At 71.5% G+C, this 17,379-nt stretch carries 11 protein-coding genes; 3 read left to right on the forward strand and 8 right to left on the reverse strand.

Annotated features, from left to right (window positions below; genetic code table 11):
• Window positions 1-65 precede the first annotated feature (65 nt).
• Window positions 66-1,190 (reverse strand): glutamate 5-kinase, encoded by a 1,125-nt coding sequence (gene proB, locus EBH09_RS12120; protein WP_121746989.1) that lies wholly within the window; start codon window positions 1,188-1,190, stop codon window positions 66-68.
• Window positions 1,191-1,544: 354 nt separating this feature from the next.
• Here proB and EBH09_RS12125 point away from each other — a divergent pair, with 354 nt between their 5' ends.
• Window positions 1,545-3,587, forward strand: coding sequence for a hypothetical protein (locus EBH09_RS12125; RefSeq protein ID WP_193776249.1), 2,043 nt, complete (start codon window positions 1,545-1,547; stop codon window positions 3,585-3,587).
• 220 nt (window positions 3,588-3,807) lie between these two features.
• On the opposite strand, the gene galE is transcribed toward EBH09_RS12125, so the two are convergent.
• Window positions 3,808-4,779: a UDP-glucose 4-epimerase GalE gene (gene galE, locus EBH09_RS12130; RefSeq protein ID WP_121746991.1), complete on the reverse strand. Its 972-nt coding sequence runs from the start codon at window positions 4,777-4,779 to the stop codon at window positions 3,808-3,810.
• Between the two features lie 344 nt (window positions 4,780-5,123).
• Between galE and EBH09_RS12135 the strand changes: the two genes are divergently transcribed.
• On the forward strand, window positions 5,124-7,355 hold the full coding sequence (locus EBH09_RS12135) for a bifunctional glycosyltransferase/CDP-glycerol:glycerophosphate glycerophosphotransferase (RefSeq protein ID WP_121746992.1): 2,232 nt from the start codon (window positions 5,124-5,126) through the stop codon (window positions 7,353-7,355).
• 23 nt (window positions 7,356-7,378) lie between these two features.
• Window positions 7,379-10,942, forward strand: a complete 3,564-nt coding sequence (locus tag EBH09_RS12140; protein WP_121746993.1) for a bifunctional glycosyltransferase/CDP-glycerol:glycerophosphate glycerophosphotransferase — start codon at window positions 7,379-7,381, stop codon at window positions 10,940-10,942.
• A gap of 79 nt (window positions 10,943-11,021) precedes the next feature.
• On the opposite strand, the gene EBH09_RS12145 is transcribed toward EBH09_RS12140, so the two are convergent.
• The 6 genes from EBH09_RS12145 to EBH09_RS12170 form a co-directional block, all read right to left on the reverse strand.
• Window positions 11,022-13,061, reverse strand: a complete 2,040-nt coding sequence (locus EBH09_RS12145) for a glycosyltransferase family 4 protein (RefSeq protein ID WP_238697278.1) — start codon at window positions 13,059-13,061, stop codon at window positions 11,022-11,024.
• Window positions 13,062-13,265: 204 nt separating this feature from the next.
• Complete coding sequence (gene obgE, locus EBH09_RS12150; protein WP_121746994.1) at window positions 13,266-14,702, reverse strand: GTPase ObgE; 1,437 nt, start codon at window positions 14,700-14,702, stop codon at window positions 13,266-13,268.
• A 129-nt stretch (window positions 14,703-14,831) separates the two neighbouring features.
• Window positions 14,832-15,086, reverse strand: a complete 255-nt coding sequence (gene rpmA / locus EBH09_RS12155; RefSeq protein WP_003976205.1) for a 50S ribosomal protein L27 — start codon at window positions 15,084-15,086, stop codon at window positions 14,832-14,834.
• Between the two features lie 14 nt (window positions 15,087-15,100).
• Window positions 15,101-15,421: a 50S ribosomal protein L21 gene (gene rplU, locus EBH09_RS12160; RefSeq protein ID WP_007449531.1), complete on the reverse strand. Its 321-nt coding sequence runs from the start codon at window positions 15,419-15,421 to the stop codon at window positions 15,101-15,103.
• Between the two features lie 226 nt (window positions 15,422-15,647).
• Entirely contained in the window at window positions 15,648-16,709 is a 1,062-nt protein-coding gene (locus EBH09_RS12165) for an iron-containing alcohol dehydrogenase family protein (protein WP_193776250.1), read from the reverse strand.
• Between the two features lie 187 nt (window positions 16,710-16,896).
• Window positions 16,897-17,217, reverse strand: a complete 321-nt coding sequence (locus tag EBH09_RS12170) for a hypothetical protein (protein WP_274595136.1) — start codon at window positions 17,215-17,217, stop codon at window positions 16,897-16,899.
• Between the last annotated feature and the right edge of the window lie 162 nt (window positions 17,218-17,379).

Consider the following 17,379-nt stretch of genomic DNA (forward strand, 5'->3'; position numbering starts at 1 on the left):
GCCGCGCAAGATCGCGGGGCGGTTTTGCGGAACGTCCACCGCCGATTCGAGGACGTTTCGGCCCATTACGGGTGCAGGATCACCAGATCGTCCCTGTGTACGACCTCGCGTTCGTACGCCGGTCCGAGTTCACGCGCGAGTTCCCGGGTGGAGCGGCCGAGCAGCCGGGGCAGTTCCTTGGCGTCGAAGCTGACGAGCCCCCGGGCCACCGCGCGCCCGGCGCCGTCCCGCAACTCGACCGGGTCGCCCGCGGCGAACTCGCCCTCGACGCCGGCGATCCCGGCCGGCAGCAGCGACTTGCGGCCCTCGACGACCGCGCGCACCGCCCCCTCGTCCAGGACGAGCGCCCCTTGCGGAGTGGAGGCGTGCTGGAGCCACAGCAGCCGGTCGGCCGACCGCTTGCCGGTGGTGTGGAAGTAGGTGCCGGTGTCCTTGCCGGCCAGGGCGTCGGCCGCGTGGACCGCGCTGGTCAGCACCACGGGGATGCCGGCGGCGGCGGCGATCCGGGCCGCCTCGACCTTGGTGGCCATGCCGCCGGTGCCGACGCCTGCCTTGCCCGCGCTGCCCATGTCGACGCCCGCGAGGTCGGCCGTCTCCCGCACCTCCGCCAGCCGCGAGGTGCCCGGCCTGCTCGGGTCGCCGTCGTACACGCCGTCCACGTCGGACAGCAGCACCAGCAGGTCGGCGCGGACCAGGTGGGCGACGAGGGCGGCGAGCCGGTCGTTGTCGCCGAAGCGGATCTCGTCGGTGGCGACGGTGTCGTTCTCGTTGACGATGGGGAACGCGCCCATCGCCAGCAGCTTGTCGAGGGTGCGGGAGGCGTTGCGGTGGTGGGCGCGGCGGCTCATGTCGTCGCTGGTCAGCAGCACCTGGCCGACGCGGACGCCGTAGCGGGCGAAGGACGCGGTGTAGCGGGCGACCAGCAGGCCCTGGCCGACGCTGGCGGCGGCCTGCTGGCGGGCCAGGTCCCTGGGGCGGCGGCGCAGACCCAGCGGGGCGAGCCCGGCGGCGATGGCGCCGGAGGAGACGAGGACGACCTCCTTGTCCGCGCCCCGCACCTTGGCCAGGACGTCGACGAGCGCGTCGACCCGGTCGGCGTCCAGGCCGCCCGCCGCGGTGGTCAGCGAGGAGGAACCGACCTTGACGACGATCCTGCGGGCCTCGCCCACGGCCTGCCTTGCCCCAGCCACTGTTGCCGCCCGCCCTCTCCCGTCGACGCGCGCCGATCCGGGCGCTCGCCAGGCAATCTACGCGAACGGGGCCGCGTCCCGCGCCGCGGTCCAGGCTGCGGACAGGGGCCTGGACAGGGGCTGCGGCGCCCACCGGGTCGAGGGGGCCGTCAACACGCGCGTGTCGTCCGGAGGTCGGCCGCCGTTAACCCGGATGTCCGATGCGCGACGAGCAAGCCTGGAGCGACCGCAGTGCCCCTATCCCTGCCCCGCCGCAGTCTTCCCCGCCGCCCTGCCCCCCGCCGGGGGCCCGTCCGGTTCACCCTTCCCCGCCCTCGTCTCCTGCGACTCGCGCTCCCCCGCCGGCGGACCGCCGTGAAGCTGCTCGTCCTCGGTGTGCTGGCGGCCGCCTTCGCCGCGCAGGCCGTGGGGGCGCTGCTGCCGCACGTGCCGCTGCTGCTGGCGGCGACCGCCGGTTCGCTGGCCGCCGAGGCGGTGCTGTACCGCTGGCAGCGGGGCATGGTGTCGCTGTTCGCCAAGTCGCACGCCGACGTCACGGTGCGGCACGTGCTGCGGGACCTGCTGCTCGTGGTGGGCCTGCTGCGGCTCGGCGAGCAGCACCGGGAGACGGTGTACGCCCCCCTCGTCGCCGGGCTGCTCGTCTTCTACGGGCTGCACTGGGCGATCCAGGCGGTGTCCGTCCTGGTCCGGCGCACCCGGACGCTGCCCGTGGTGACCCGCAACATCGACGCCTCGGCGCTGCGGCTTACCCCCGCGCCTCCGCTGCTGCTGCGCCGCCCCGGGCACCGGCTGGCGGCGTTCGGGCTGCCGGCGACGGCCGGGCTGCTGGCGACGGCGGCCACCGACGCGCCGGTGTACGGCGCGGCGGGTCTGGCGCTGTCCCTGTCGGTGGCGCTGACGGGCCTCGGCGCGCTGCTCCTGCGGCTGCCGCCGGGGCGCCGGCCGGCCGGCGAGCAGGAGGTGCTCGACTGGTTCGACGCGTGGCTGGCGGAGTACCGGCCCACCGTCGGCCTGTACTTCTCGGGCGGGGCGTCCTCGGCCTACCAGGCCAACATGTGGCTGGAGCCCCTCGCGCGGCTGGAGGGACGGCCGGTGATCGTGCTGCGGGAGCGGTTCATGGTGCAGCGGATCGCGGCGACCGACATCCCGGTCGTGTGCCTGCCGAAGGTGTCCACACTGATGCGCCTGGAGCACTCCACGCTCCGGGTCCTCCTGCACCCCTCCAACTCCGGGAAGACCTCGCAGGTCCTGCGCATCCCCACGATCAAGCACGCCTTCGTCAACCACGGGGAGAGCGACAAGCTGTCCTCGTGCAACCCGTACGCGAAGGCCTACGACGAGGTGTGGGTGGCCGGTCCCGCGGCGCGCGAGCGGTACGCGCTGGCGGAGGTCGGCGTCGAGGACAAGGACGTGGTGGAGATCGGCCGCCCGCAGCTGGACGCCGTACGGCCGTACGCGGGCCCGCCCGCCCCGGGGACGTTCACGACCGTCCTGTACGCACCGACGTGGGAGGGCTGGGACGGCAACCCCGGCAACACGTCGGTCGTAGAGGCCGGCGAGAACCTCGTGCGGGCGCTGCTCGCGGACCCGGGGGTACGGCTGCTGTACAAGCCGCATCCGCTGACGGGATCGGTGGATCCGCTGGCCGGGGCCGCCGATCTGCGCATCCGGGAGCTGGTGCGGGCGGCGAACCGGGAGCGGAGCGGACCCCGGCCGGGGGCGTCGGCGGCCGGCGAGCTGGCCCGGCGGACGGCGGAGCTGGACCGGCTCACCGCTGCCGAATTCCGGTCGGCCGCCGACCAGGCGGAGCGGATGCTGCGCCGGTCCGCGCCGGAGCCCGGGAGGGCCGGGGCGGTGTCGCGGGCGACAGCCGCCTGGGAGGAGGCGTACTGGGCCTCGCTGCCCGAGTGGGAGCACCAGGTCGTCACGGACGCCCGGCCGCCGCTGTACGCCTGCTTCAACCGGGCCGACCTGCTGATCAGTGACGTGTCGAGCGTGATCAGCGACTTCCTGGCGAGCGGCAAGCCGTACGCGGTGGCCAACACCAGCGGGCTGGCCGAGGACGGGTTCCGCAAGTCGTTCCCGACGGTGGCGGCGGCGACCGTGCTGACGCCGGACGCGGCCGGGGTGCCGGAGCTGCTGGACTCGGTCCGGCATCCGGAACGCGACGAACTGGCCGAGGAGCGCGCCGCGTTGGCCCTGCGCCTGCTGGGCCCGGCCGAGCCGCCGCCCCAGGAGCGTTTCGCTCGGGCGGTGGGAGCTCTGTGCGCGGCGGCCGGGGAACACCGGGCGCGGATGGCGGAGCGGCTCACCACGGAACTCGCGCTCCCGGGCCCGCGACAGCAGCCGGCACCGCTGCCCGCGGGCAGCCACGGCGCGCAGCGCGCCGGGGCCTGATCCGCCGGGGCGGCCTCCTGCGCTGCCCGCGGGCAGTCGCGGCGGGCCGCACGCCGGGGCCTGACTCGTGGGAGCCTGATCCGGGCCTGACCCGAAGGCCCGACCTACGAAGCCCGACCCGCGAAGGCCCGACCCGCGAGGCCCGACCCGCGAGGCCCGACCCGCCGGGGGCGGCCCCCGTTCACCCCCCGGCGGCCACCCCGGCGGTCAGCCGTGGCGGTCAGCCGTGGTGGTGGCGCCAGCCCTGCCAGGCGGAGTCGATCATGTCGTCCAGGTCGTGCCGTGCCGACCAGCCGAGTTCCCCGTGGGCGCGGTCGGCGGAGGCGACCACGCGGGCCGGGTCGCCGGGACGGCGTTCGGTCACGTGCGGGGCGACGTCCTGCCTGCCGGTGACCTTGAGGATGCGGTCCACCATCTCCCGGACCGAACTGCCCTCACCGCGCCCGATGTTGAGGGTGAGAGACGTTCCCTCGGGGGCGTCCGTCAGGCGCCGGGCCGCCGCGAGGTGGGCGGAGGCGATGTCCTCGACGTGGATGTAGTCCCGTACGCAGGTGCCGTCCGGCGTGGCGTAGTCGTCACCGAAGACGCGCGGGGCGTCACCCGCCTCCAGGCGCTCGAAGACCATGGGGATGAGGTTGAAGACGCCGGAGTCGGCCAGTTCGGGGGCGGCCGCGCCCGCGACGTTGAAGTAGCGCAGGGACGCCGCGCGGATGCCGTGGGCCCGGGCGGCGGCGTTGATCAGCCACTCGCCGATCAGCTTGGTCTCGCCGTAGGGGCTCATCGGCAGGCAGGGGGTGTCCTCCGTGACGAGGTCCACATCGGGCATGCCGTAGACGGCCGCGGAGGAGGAGAAGACGAGGCGGCCGACGCCGGTCGACGTCATGGCCTCCAGGAGGGTCGCCAGGCCCGTCACGTTCTCCCGGTAGTAGTGGAGCGGCCGCTCCACCGACTCCCCGACCTGTTTCTTGGCCGCGATGTGCACGACACCTGTCACAGCATGGTCACGAATCGCGTCCTCCAGCGCCGCCCGGTCCAGCACGCTGCCGACGACCAGCGGCACCCCGCCGGGCACGCGGTCGGTGCTGCCGGTGGACAGGTCGTCGTACACGACCACGCGTTCACCGCCGTCGGCCAGGGCGCGCACCACATGCGCTCCGATGTACCCGGCTCCGCCCGTGACCAGCCAGCTCATCCTCATGCCTCCCAGGTCTGTGTCTCTGGGTGCAGACTCGTCCGTGCGCCCCGGAAAATCGAGTCGGGCACATGGGGCGAAAGGCGTCGGAAGTCAATAAAGAGGACAGGGGGGCCGAATGTGAGGAAGTTCTCCAGCCGCTTCGAAGCGATGGATTCGGGCCTCTCGCCCCGGCCATTTCCCGCTGTGGCAGGGCACAGACGGTCCGACTACCGTGCCAGCGGAAACTCCGCGTGAATCCTTTACGCTGATGCGGCGGCGCGCTCCAGGCCCCAACGGCGCCCGGAACGCGTTCCGGTCCCAGCCCGCGGTCCCGTGGTCAGTTCTCGGAACAGGTTGTAAGGATGCCCAAACTCTCTCTCGTCGTCCCCGTGTACAAGGTGCAGGGCTATCTGCCCGAGTGCCTTGACTCCGTACTCGGACAGGACTGCACGGACTTCGAGATCATCGCGGTCGACGACTGTTCGCCGGACGGGTCAGGGGCCATTCTCGACGAGTACGCGAAACGGGACTCCCGGATTCATGTGATTCACCTCACGGAAAACGTGGGCCTGGGGCGTGCGCGCAACGCGGGGCTGGAAAAGGCCACGGGTGATTACGTGTTGTTCCTGGACAGTGACGACACGTTGTCCGACGGTGCCTTGTCCGCCATTCGCGACCGGCTCGACGCCACGGACAATCCCGAGATTCTGGTCTTCGACTACGCCCGCACCTACTGGGACGGCAGGGTCCGCCCGAACCTGCGGGCCGATCTCCTCAAGCAGGACGGCCCGGACGTCTTCTCCCTCGCCGAGCGCCCCAAGCTGCTAGACCTGCTGCAGATCGTCTGGAACAAGGCCTACCGGCGCGACTTCGTCACCCGGACCGGCCTCACCTTCCCGCCCGGGTACTACGAGGACGCCCCCTGGACGTTCTGCTCCCTGATCAGCGCCGAGCGGATCGCCGTACTGGACCGTGTCTGCGTGCGCTACCGGCAGCGCCGCGAGGGCGGCAACATCCTCAAGACCGTCAGCCGCAAGCACTTCGACGTCTTCGACCAGTACCAGCGGGTCTTCGACTACCTCGACGCGCACGAGGAACTCGCCGAGTGGCGCGGCCCGTTGTTCCGCAAGATGGCCGACCACTACCTGACCGTCCTGGAGCGTCCGGGCCGCCTGCCGCAGGACGCGCGGGCGGAGTTCTTCCACCGCGCCTCGGCCGACTACCGCGCCCGCCTGCCCAAGGGCTTCACACGGCCCGCCGGGGGCCGCGGTCACAAGTACGGGATGCTGGAGCGCGACGCGTACACGACCATGGTGAGCGCGCTCGCGGCGGTGAAGTTGCGCCAGCGGGTCAAGACCCGCACCCGTACCGCGCTCAACCGGTCCAAGCGCGGTGCCATGGGCGCGTTCTACCAGTCCCAGCTCAGGCTGCCGCTGGACGACAACCTGGTGCTGTTCTCCGCCTACTGGAGCCGCAGCGTCTCCTGCAACCCCGCCGCCATCGACGCCGAACTGGCCCGGCTGGCCCCGCACATGCGACGCGTGTGGGCGGTCCGCGCGGAGAACGCGGCGCAGGTGCCCAAGGGCGTGCGGGTCGTGCGGGTGGGCTCCCGCGAGTACTGGGCGGCCCTGGCCCGCGCCAAGTACCTCGTGAACAACGTGAACTTCCCGGACTCCGTGGTGAAGCGGGAGGGCCAGGTCCATGTGCAGACCCACCACGGCACCCCGCTGAAGACCATGGGCCTGGACCAGCAGAAGTTCCCGGCCTCCACCGACATGGACTTCGAGAAGCTCCTGGAGCGGTGCGACCGCTGGGACTTCAGCATCAGTGCCAACCGGTTCTCGACCGTGATCTGGGAGCGGGTCTACCCCTGCTCGTACACGACGCTGGAGACCGGCTACCCGCGCAACGACGCCCTCGTGAACGCCACGACCGAGGACGTGCGCGCGGCGCGCGCGGCACTGGGGCTGGCCGACGGCGCCAAGGCGTTCCTGTACATGCCGACGCACCGCGAGTACCAGCCGGGGTTTACCCCGCCGCTGGACCTGGCGCGGATCGCCGACGAACTCGGGCCGGACGTGACCCTGCTGGTGCGCGGCCACTACTTCTACGGCACCTCCCCGCACGTCGCCGAACTGCGCCGCACCGGCCGCATCGTCGACGTCTCCGGGCACGCCCGGGTGGAGGAGCTGTACCTCGCCGCGGACGCCCTGATCACGGACTACTCCTCGGCGATGTTCGACTACGCCGTACTGGACCGCCCGATCATCAGCTACGTCCCCGACTGGGACGTCTACTCCGCGGTGCGCGGCACCTACTTCGACCTGCTCCAGGAACCGCCCGGCGCGGTGGCCACCACCCAGGCCGAGCTGCTGCGGCTGCTCGCCTCGGGCGAGTACGACAGCCGGGACACGACCGAGCGCCGGGACGCCTTCCGCCGGCGTTTCTGCGAATTCGACGACGGACACGCAGCCGAACGCGTCGTGCGACGCGTCTTCCTCGGTGAAGAGAGCCTGCTGCCCATCGTCCCGTTCGACGAACGCCCCCACGCCCCGACCCCCGCCCAGTCGCTCGAACTGGTCGAGCGGGCCTGACCCCGAAAGGAGATCACCAAGCCATGGCCCCTCGGCTCAGTGTCATCGTCCCCATCTACGACGTGGAGCGTTACCTCCCCGCCTGTCTGGACTCGCTCGCGGCACAGACCTTCCGCGACTTCGAGGTCCTGATGGTGGACGACGGCTCACCGGACGGCTCCGCCGCCATCGCCGAGGAGTACGCCTCCCGCGACGCGCGCTTCAAGCTCATACGCAAGGAGAACGGCGGCCTCGGCGCCGCCCGCAACACCGGCATGGCCCACCTGGCGCCGGACTCGGAGTTCCTGACCTTCGTCGACAGCGACGACCTGATACCGCCGGACGCCTACCGGCTCATGGTCGGCAGCCTCGACGAGAGCGGCTCGGACTTCGCCACGGGCAACGTCTTCCATCTCAGGGGCGAGAAGTCCTGGCAGGTCCCGCTGATGCGGATGCTGGCAGGCGAGGCCCGGGTGGGCACCCACATATCCCGCTACGCCAAGCTCGTCGCCGACCGCATCGCGTGCAACAAGGTCTTCCGCCGCACCTTCTGGGAGAGGAACGGCTTCGCCTTCCCCGAGGGCCGGCTGTACGAGGACACCCCGGTCACGATGCGGGCCCACTACCTGGCCGAGAGCGTCGACGTCATCTCGGAGCCCTGCTACTACTGGCGGCTGCGCGAGGGCGAGTCCGCCCCGTCGATCACGCAGCGCCGCACCGACCCGGCGGGTGTGCGCGACCGCGTCACGTCCGTGATGGAGATCAGCGCCTTCCTCGCCGAGCAGCCCGGTGAGACGTACGCCCGCCTCAAGCGCGAGTACGACACCCGTGTCCTCCGTGACGACCTGCGGCTGTTCCTCAACGTGGTGCCGGACGGCGACGAGGAGTACCGGGCCGAGTTCCTGCGCTCGGCGAACCGGTTCCTCGACAGCATCGACCCCAAGGTCGTCATGGACCTCCCGGCCGAGCTGCGCGTGCAGTGGCTGCTGGTGCGCAAGCACCAGATGGAGGAGCTGATCGCCCTGCTGGCCGGCCAGCGCCGCCGCGAGACGCCCGAGGTCAGCGGCCTGGTCCGCAAGTACGCCTCGTGGCCCTCCCTGGAAGGTGCCGACCTGCACCTGCCCAAGGAGGCGCTGCGCATCGACCAGCACCTGAACATGCGCGCGCCGCTGCAGAACGTGAGCTGGTCCGGGGGCAAGCTCCTGCTGTCCGGCAACGCCTGGATCGACAAGATCGACCAGTCGTCGCGCAAGGCCTCGGTCAAGGTGCTCCAGCTCCGCAAGGACCGCTCCCGCCGCCGCATCCTGCTGCCGGCCCGCAACGTCCCGCGCCCCGAGGTCACCACCGACTCCGGCCAGGACCGCTACAACTACGACTGGGCCGGCTGGGAGGTCACCATCGACCCCGCCCGGCTCCGCAAGGGCGGCGAGTGGCAGGAGGCCGTGTGGCACGTGGGCCTCGGCATCTTCTCCTCCGGCCTGGTGCGGCGCCACGCCGTCCACTCCAGCGGCGGCGCGTCCTGCAACTTCCCGCCGTACCACTGGCTGAGCCCCGACTTCCGGCTGCTGCCGTCCGTCGAGCGCGGCGCCCTGAAGCTGCGCATCGAGAAGGTCCGCGCCCTGATCACCGGCCGCGCCCTGGAGGGCGACCGGATCAAGGTCACCGGTGAGATCCGCGAGCCGCTCGCCTCGGACGAGCAGGTGGTCCTGCGGGTCAAGAACCAGAAGGGCGCCGAGACTCTCGAGTACCCCGTCACCGTGACCCGCGAGGGCGTCGGACAGGCGTTCTCGGTCGAGGTGCCGGTGGCCGACGTGGCGCTCGTCTTCCACGAGGGCGTCGACGAGAAGGCCCAGCCGGAGAAGCGCACCTGGTCCACGGTGCTGGTCGCGACCGACCCGCAGGGCAAGGAGCGCCGGTTCGGCACCGTGATGCAGGAGGGGCTGTCCGACGCCGAGTTCCCGCTGCCCGCGTCACTCGGCAGCCAGGCGCACCTGGTCGAGCTGGCCGTGGTGGCCGGCCACACCGGCTTCCTGAAGTTCTCCGGCCGCACCCGCCGTGCCCTGATCGACACCGCCACCGTGCGCGACGGCCGGATAGCCCTCACCGGGCACGCCGACCCGCGGCTGACCGGCTCCCGCTTCCTGCTCAAGCCGCGCAACCGCTACGAGGAGCGGTTCGTCGAGACCCGCTGGCTGGAGGACGGCCGCTTCGAGGTGTCCTTCGACCCGTCCCGGCTCGGCGGCAAGGGCGACGTCCCGCTGCGCGCCGGCCGCTGGAACCTCTTTCTGCGGCCCGAGGACGAGAGCGCGCCCGACGTGCCCTTCGTGGTCGACCGCCTGGCCGCGGACTCCTTCCCGGTCCAGGCCGAACTCGGTGGCCGCCGCTACTGGCTGGAGAACCGCTGGGGCGACTTCCCGCAGCTCAACGCCCGCTCCGAGCTGAGCGACCTGGAGCGCGGCCCGTACCGCCAGCGGCAGCTGCGCAGTGAGGTGTACGAGCCGCTGTTCCAGCAGCCGCTGAAGGACCAGGTCTTCTACCTGAGCTACAACGGCAAGCAGTTCTCGGACAGCCCGCGCGCGATGTACGAGGAGCTGAAGCGCCGCGACTCGGGCCTGAAGCACCTGTGGGCGGTCCGCGACGGCCAGGTCGTGCTGCCGGAGGGTGTCGAGCCGGTCCGCATGTGGGGCCGGGAGTGGTACGAGGCGCTGGCCTCCAGCCGCTACATCGTCACCAACGCCCACCTTCCCGACTGGATCGAGCGCCGGCCCGGCCAGTCCATCGTGCAGACCTGGCACGGCACGATGCTGAAGAAGATCGGGCACGACATCGACACGCTGCACTTCGACCGGCGCTACCAGGAGAAGCTGGCGCTGGAGGCCAAGCAGTGGAGCCTGCTCGTCTCCTCCAACCGCTTCAGCACGCCGATCCTCAAGCGGGCGTTCTCCTACGACGGGGAGATCCAGGAGGCGGGCTACCCCCGCAACGACTACCTGTACTCGCCCGACAAGGACGCGATCGCGGCGCGGGTCAGGAAGGCGCTCGGTCTGCCCGAGGGCAAGAAGGTCGTCCTGTACGCGCCGACCTGGCGCGACGACCAGTCGCACAGCGCCGGCCAGTACCTGTTCGACCTGCGCATCGACCTCGAGGACGCCCAGCGCCGCCTGGGTGACGACCACGTGCTGCTGATCCGCCGCCACTCCAACGTGGTGGACGCGGTGCCGGGCGCGGGCAACGGGTTCGTGTGGGACGCCTCGGAGTACCCGGACATCGCCGACCTCTACCTCGCGGCGGACATCATGATCACGGACTACTCGTCGGTGATGTTCGACTACGCGCACCTGAAGCGGCCGATGCTGTTCTTCACGTACGACCTGGAGCACTACCGGGACACGCTGCGCGGGTTCTACTTCGACTTCGAGCAGGACTCCCCCGGCCCGCTGATCGACAACTCCAAGGAGCTGGTCGACGCGATCCGGGACATCGACCAGGTCCAGGCGGAGTACCAGGACCGGTTCGACCGCTTCCACCACCTGTTCTGCGACCTGGACGACGGCAACGCGTCCGCGCGGGTCGTCGACCGGATGCTGGAGCAGGCCCGGGAGGGCTGAGCGGCATAAAGCGCGAGAGGACGGGGCCCGGAGGAACGTCTCCTCCGGGCCCCGCCCTCTCGCGCTGTGCGGTACGGGGTCAGAGCCGCACCGTCTTCACCGCGAACTGGCAGGCGGCGGTGAAGTAGGGCCGCAGTTCCGTACGCCGGCGGGTGGGCGGCAGCGGCGCGGGGGTCCGGCCGAGTGCCCGGCGGGACTTGCGCACCGCCCGGGTCAGTACCGTCGGCCCCGCCGCCACGGCCTCGCTGATCACCGGGCGCGGGAAGGTGAAGACGTTGATCGGCGCCAGTACGTCGGTCGCGAGCTTGGCCAGCTGCACCCGGGGCGCTCCGGGTGCGGTGCGCAGCGAGAAGTCCCAGATGACTTCCTTCTCGTCGGTGTCGGTGTGCTCGCCGACCAGCGTCGCGCAGTCGATGTCCACCGCCACCCGGCCGTCGCCCTCGTCGCGCAGCGGGAAGGTCAGCACGCGCTCCTTGTCCCGGCGGTGCACTGCCTCCACGACGGCGCCCGCGGCCACCCGGGCGCCCCACAGCTCGGCGTGTACGGCGATGGTCCGCTCGTCGACCCTGACCGGGCCGACCTCGGCGTGGACGTCGCGCAGCGCGCTGCGCAGCCGCAACCCGCCGTCCTCGTGCAGGTGCGGCAGCAGCACCGCCAGGGCCGGCCCCTGCGGGCGCGGCAGCTCCACGGCGAGCAGGTCCCGGGTGTCCAAGCCGTAGCCGTCGGTGCCGAGTGCCACCTCGCGGTCGCCCTCGCGGGTGGCCAGGGTCAGTTCCCAGGTGCCGTGCGGCAGCCCGGCGTCCCAGGGCACGACGGCGTCGCCCTCGGCGGAGAACGGGAACCGGTGCTCGCCGGCCGCGGCGGCGCCCTTGCGCAGCACGAGGTCGGCCTGCCCGGCGCTCGGCGGCAGCGTGCCCACGGCGACGTGGACGGAGCCCTGCCGGTCCACGCGGGCCGTGGCGTGGCGGGGCAGCTCCTTGCGGGCGAGGGCCTCCTCGATGATGGCCTCGAAGCGTTCGCGGCTGGCCCGCTCGTGGAAGCGCTCGGCGTTGCGGACGGCGGCGGCGGCCATCTTCTGCCGCAGCCCGTCGTCCTGGACGAGGCTCCGGATCGCCTCCGCCATCGCGTCCACGTCATCGCGCGGGACGATCAGCCCGTCCTCGCCGTCGGTGAGGATGTTGCGCGGCCCGTGGTCGGCGTCCGTGGCGACGACCGGCAGCCCGGCGGCCATCGCCTCGACGAGGACGTTGCCGAACGCCTCGCGCTTGGAGGGCAGGACGAAGACCGAGCCCTTGCCGAACTCCGGGGTGACCGGCGAGGTCTGGCCCATCAGCAGGATGCTGTTGGAGAGCCCCAGCTCCTCGATACGGGCGCGCAGCTTGTTCTTCTCGGCGCCGTGGCCGTAGATGCGCAGCGTCCAGTCCGGCGCGACGGCGTGGACCTTGGCGAAGGCCTCGATCAGGAGGGCGTGGTTCTTGTTGCCGGTCAGGTGCCCGGCGCAGACCACGACCTTGTTGGTGCCGGTGGCCCTGGTGGTGGACGCGGGTACGCAGTTGGGCATCACCGCGAGGCGGTTGGCGACCGCGGGCACCTGCTTGCCGATGGCGGCGACCTCCTCCGGGGTGAGCGCCGTGAGGACGTCCAGGGACCGGTAGGCGGGGAAGAGGCGTTCCTTGATGTCCGTGGCGTAGATGGCGGGCATCGAGTGTTCCTGAGTGACCTTCAGGTAGTCACCGCGCGCCTGCGCCAGCATGATCGTGTTCCGCGGGCTGGAGCTGACGACGACGTCGGCGTCGGTGGTCTCCAGGTACTCCAGGAGCCTGAGTTCCGCGAGCCTGCTCACCACCGGCGTCTTGGCACCGGTGTTGAGCGGGTAGATCAGCGGGAACTTGTCGGACAGCGGGTCGTCCACGTCGGAGACCGGCGAGTGCGGACGCATGTCACTGAGCACCCGGACGGAGACCCGCGGGTCCAGCGGGAAGTACGACTCGTCGCGCACCTTGCGCAGGGCCACGATCTCGACGTCGTGCCGCTCGGCGAGCGCCCCCGCGAGGTTCTGCGTCGCGCTGACCACGCCCCCCATGTGGCACAGGTCCCGGACGAGAAATGCGATCTTCACTTGGCGGCTTCTCTCTGCTTTCGGGCAACGGCTGGTCAGTCCGCTCACCCACCCCTGGCCACGCAGCTGTGACCACATCCTCCTCACAACGTACACATTGATGTTCGACAGCGGATCACGGCCCAGACACACCTGTGTAACCCTGCGGACGGCGTGCTGCCGCCCGCAGGGCCTGACCGTCTTGCGAGGAGCCGGGTACCGAGCCTAGAAGGGCTCGAAACCGTCGAACTCCCGCTCCGCCTCGTCGCGTTCGGCGTCGCGTTCCCGGCGGCGCTGGGCGGCCGGGCGGGGCGCCTCGAAGCGGTGGTCCTCGCCTCGGCGGCCGAGCATCTCGGCGCCGGCCGTCACCGACGGCTCCCAGTCGAAGACGACCGCGTTGTCCTCGGGGCCGATGGCCACGCCGTCGCCGTTGCGGGCACCCGCCTTCATCAACTTGTCCTCGACACCGAGGCGGTTGAGCCGGTCGGCGAGGTAGCCGACAGCCTCGTCGTTGTTGAAGTCGGTCTGACGCACCCAGCGTTCGGGCTTCTCGCCGCGCACCCGGAACAGGCCGTCCTCCTCGCGGGTGACGGAGAAGCCCGCGTCGTCCACGGCCTTGGGCCGGATGACGATCCGCGTGGCCTCGTCCTTGGGCCGGGCGGCGCGCGCGTTGCCCACCAGCTCGGCCAGCGCGAAGGACAGCTCCTTGAGACCCATGTGGGCCACCGCGGACACCTCGAAGACGCGGTACCCACGCGCCTCCAGGTCCGGCCGGACCATCTCGGCGAGGTCCTTGCCGTCGGGCACGTCGATCTTGTTGAGGACGACGATCCGGGGCCGGTTGTCCAGCCCGCCGTACTCGCGCAGCTCCGCCTCGATGACGTCCAGGTCGGAGACCGGGTCGCGCTCGGACTCCAGCGTCGCCGTGTCCAGCACGTGCACCAGCACGCTGCACCGCTCCACGTGCCGCAGGAACTCCAGACCGAGGCCCTTGCCCTGGCTGGCGCCGGGGATCAGACCGGGGACGTCGGCGACGGTGTAGACGGTCGAGCCCGCCGTCACCACGCCCAGGTTCGGGACGAGCGTCGTGAAGGGGTAGTCGGCGATCTTCGGCTTGGCCGCGCTCAGCACCGAGATCAGCGAGGACTTGCCGGCGCTCGGGTAGCCGACCAGCGCCACGTCGGCGACGGTCTTCAGCTCCAGCTGGATGTCCTGGAGGTCGCCGGGCACACCGAGCAGCGCGAAGCCGGGCGCCTTGCGCCGTGCGGAGGCCAGCGCCGCGTTGCCGAGACCGCCCCGGCCGCCCTGCGCGGCGACGTAGGAGGTGCCCTGGCCCACCAGGTCGGCGAGGACGTTGCCCGCCCTGTCGAGGACCACGGTGCCGTCGGGCACGGGCAGGACCAGGTCCTGACCGTCCTTGCCGGAGCGGTTGCCGCCCTCGCCGGGCTTGCCGTTGGTGGCCTTGCGGTGCGGCGAGTGGTGGTAGTCGAGGAGCGTGGTCACCGACTGGTCGACGGTGAGGATCACGTCGCCGCCACGGCCGCCGTTGCCGCCGTCCGGGCCGCCGAGCGGCTTGAACTTCTCACGGTGGACGGAGGCACAGCCGTGGCCTCCGCTACCCGCGGCGACGTGCAGCTCGACGCGGTCCACGAAGGTGGTCATGGGATGTGCCTCCAGTTACCGGTTACTACTTACTGCGGAAATGTCTCGTGGGTGTCTCTTGGGTAACACGCGAAAGGCGGACCCGCTTCCCATGGAGGGAAGTGAGGTCCGCCTCGCGAAAGTTTCCGATCAGGCGACCGGAACGATGTTCACGACCTTGCGGCCACGGTGGGTGCCGAACTGCACCGCACCGGCCTGCAGGGCGAACAGCGTGTCGTCGCCGCCACGGCCGACGCCGGCGCCCGGGTGGAAGTGGGTGCCGCGCTGGCGGACCAGGATCTCACCCGCGTTGACGGCCTGACCGCCGAAGCGCTTCACGCCGAGCCGCTGGGCATTGGAGTCGCGACCGTTCCGAGTGGACGATGCGCCCTTCTTGTGTGCCATCTGTTCTCAGTCCCTTACTTCGCAGCCGCGGGGATCTCAGTGACCTTGATCGCCGTGTACTGCTGGCGGTGGCCCTGACGACGGCGGTAGCCGGTCTTGTTCTTGTAGCGCAGAATGTCGATCTTCTGGCCCTTGTGGTGGTCCACGACCTCGGCCTGGACCTTGATGCCGGCCAGCACCCACGGGTCGCTGGTCACAGCGTCGCCGTCAACGACGAGCAGGGTCGAGAGCTCGACCGTGTCGCCGACCTGGGCGGTGGAAATCTTGTCAACCTCAACGATGTCGCCGACAGCAACCTTGTGCTGGCGACCACCGCTGCGCACGATGGCGTACACGCGGATCTCACTCTCTCGCTCTGGAACGGCACCCCCGCAGTCCAGCCGCCCGGTGGAAACGCGGACAGCCTCTCCCGGCCGGGGCCCGTCAGGGCCCGCACCCGGAAGGAAGAAGGGTTTACGGGGATGTGACGCGTCAGTCGACACGCCGACGCTCAAGATTACGGGGCCGCACGACAGGGGTCAAACCGGGCCCGGTCGCCCCGGCCGTCGCCCCGTCGCCACCTCAGCCGGCGACCGCCGCGACGTACTCGGCGTACGCCTCCTGGGCCCGCGCGGGCGACAGGTCGAGATGCTCCAGCACCGTGTACCGGCCGGGCCGGGTCTGCGGCGCGAACTCCACGGCCCGCACGAACTCCTCGTCGTCGAACCCGATCTCCCGGGCCACCACGGGCAGCCCGTGCCGACGCAGTGTCCCGGCCATCAGCAGGGAGCCCTCGAGGTCGCCGCGCAGATACGTCGCGAAGGCCGCGCCGATGCCCACCTGCTCGCCGTGGCTCGCCGCGCGCCTCGGATACAGCAGGTCGAGCGCGTGGCTGATCTCGTGGCAGGCGCCGGACGAGGGACGGGTGTGCCCGGCGATCGACATGGCGATGCCGGACAGCATCAGGCCCTCGGTCAGCACGGTCAGGAACCCGTCGTCGCCGCAGCCTCCGGGGTGGCGCAGCACGGCCTCGCCGGCCTGCCGGGCCAGGGCGGCGGCGAGGCCGTCGACCTTCTCGCCGTTGACCCGGTGGGCCAGCTCCCAGTCGGCGACCGCGGAGATGTTGGAGACGGCGTCACCGATCCCGGAGCGCACGAAGCGGATCGGCGCCTCGCGGATCACCGCGAGGTCGACGACGAGCGCGATGGGCGTCGGCACGCCGTACGAACCGCGACCGGCGTCGTTGTCGAGTATCGACACCGGCGAGCAGATGCCGTCGTGGGAGAGGTTGGTGGCCACGGCGACCATGGGCAGACCGACGCGGGCCGCGGCGAACTTGGCGCAGTCGATGACCTTGCCGCCGCCGAGTCCGACGATCGCGTCGTAGCGGCTCGCCTTCATGCCGTCGGCCAGCCGCACCGCGTCGTCGATGGTGCCGCCGCCGACCTCGAACCAGTCGGCGCCGGGCAGGGACGGCGCCAGTCTCCGGCGCAGGCGGGCTCCCGAGCCGTCGCTGATCGCCACGGCGAGCTTTCCGGACTGGGAGATCCGCTGGTCCGCGAGGACACTCGCCAGGTCGTCGAGCGCGCCCGGACGGATGTCCACTACGAGCGGCGAGGGGATGAGCCTCGTCAGTACCGGCACGTGATCTGCTCTCCTCGCGGGGTCGGGAAGGCGGGGTCGGGTCGGGTCGGTGGCACGGCTGTGCGGTGATGATGCGCCCGGGGACGTCCGGGAAAACGTGCGGTCCGAAACGTGTGGTCCTGTCCGGACGGAATCCCAGCGGACTCCGGACCGGACAGGACCACACGTGCTGCGACAGGCGGCCGGATCAGCCCTCGTCGGTGGCGGCCGTGACCGAGGACGGCGTCTGCTGGGCAGCCGCCGCGGTCTTCTTCGACGCCGTCTTCTTGGCCGTGGCCTTCTTGGCGGTCGTCGTCTTGGCCGCCTTCTTGGCCGTGGTCTTCTTCGCGGTCGTCGTCTTCTTGGTCGCGGTCTTCTTGGTGGCGGCCTTCTTCGCCGTCGCTTTCTTGGCCGTCTTGCGGGCCGCCGCCTTCTTGGCCGGGGCGGTCTCCTCGGCGGTGTCCGCCTCGGTCTCCGCCACGGCCGCGGTCTCGCCCGCGTCCTCCGCCGGGGCCGACGGGACGACCATGACGGCCGCCTCCTCGGCCGCGGTGGACGTGGTGGGCTTGCGCACGGCCCGGCGCCGCGGACGCGCCGGGGCGGCGCTCTCGGCGGTCGTACCGGACGGCTCCGCGGGTGCCGAGGCCGCCGTGCTGACGGTCCCGGAGCAGGCCGCCCAGGCCCCGCAGGC

Source organism: Streptomyces sp. E2N166, from assembly GCF_003671715.1.
Taxonomy (GTDB): domain Bacteria; phylum Actinomycetota; class Actinomycetes; order Streptomycetales; family Streptomycetaceae; genus Streptomyces; species Streptomyces thinghirensis.

Coding starts and splice junctions, on each gene's coding strand:
- EBH09_RS12135 (WP_121746992.1), top strand. CDS start 5,124: ATGCCCAAACTCTCTCTCGTCGTCCCCGTGTACAAGGTGCAGGGCTAT.
- obgE (WP_121746994.1), bottom strand. CDS start 14,702: ATGACCACCTTCGTGGACCGCGTCGAGCTGCACGTCGCCGCGGGTAGC.
- EBH09_RS12170 (WP_274595136.1), bottom strand. CDS start 17,217: ATGGTCGTCCCGTCGGCCCCGGCGGAGGACGCGGGCGAGACCGCGGCC.
- galE (WP_121746991.1), bottom strand. CDS start 4,779: ATGAGCTGGCTGGTCACGGGCGGAGCCGGGTACATCGGAGCGCATGTG.
- EBH09_RS12140 (WP_121746993.1), top strand. CDS start 7,379: ATGGCCCCTCGGCTCAGTGTCATCGTCCCCATCTACGACGTGGAGCGT.
- rpmA (WP_003976205.1), bottom strand. CDS start 15,086: ATGGCACACAAGAAGGGCGCATCGTCCACTCGGAACGGTCGCGACTCC.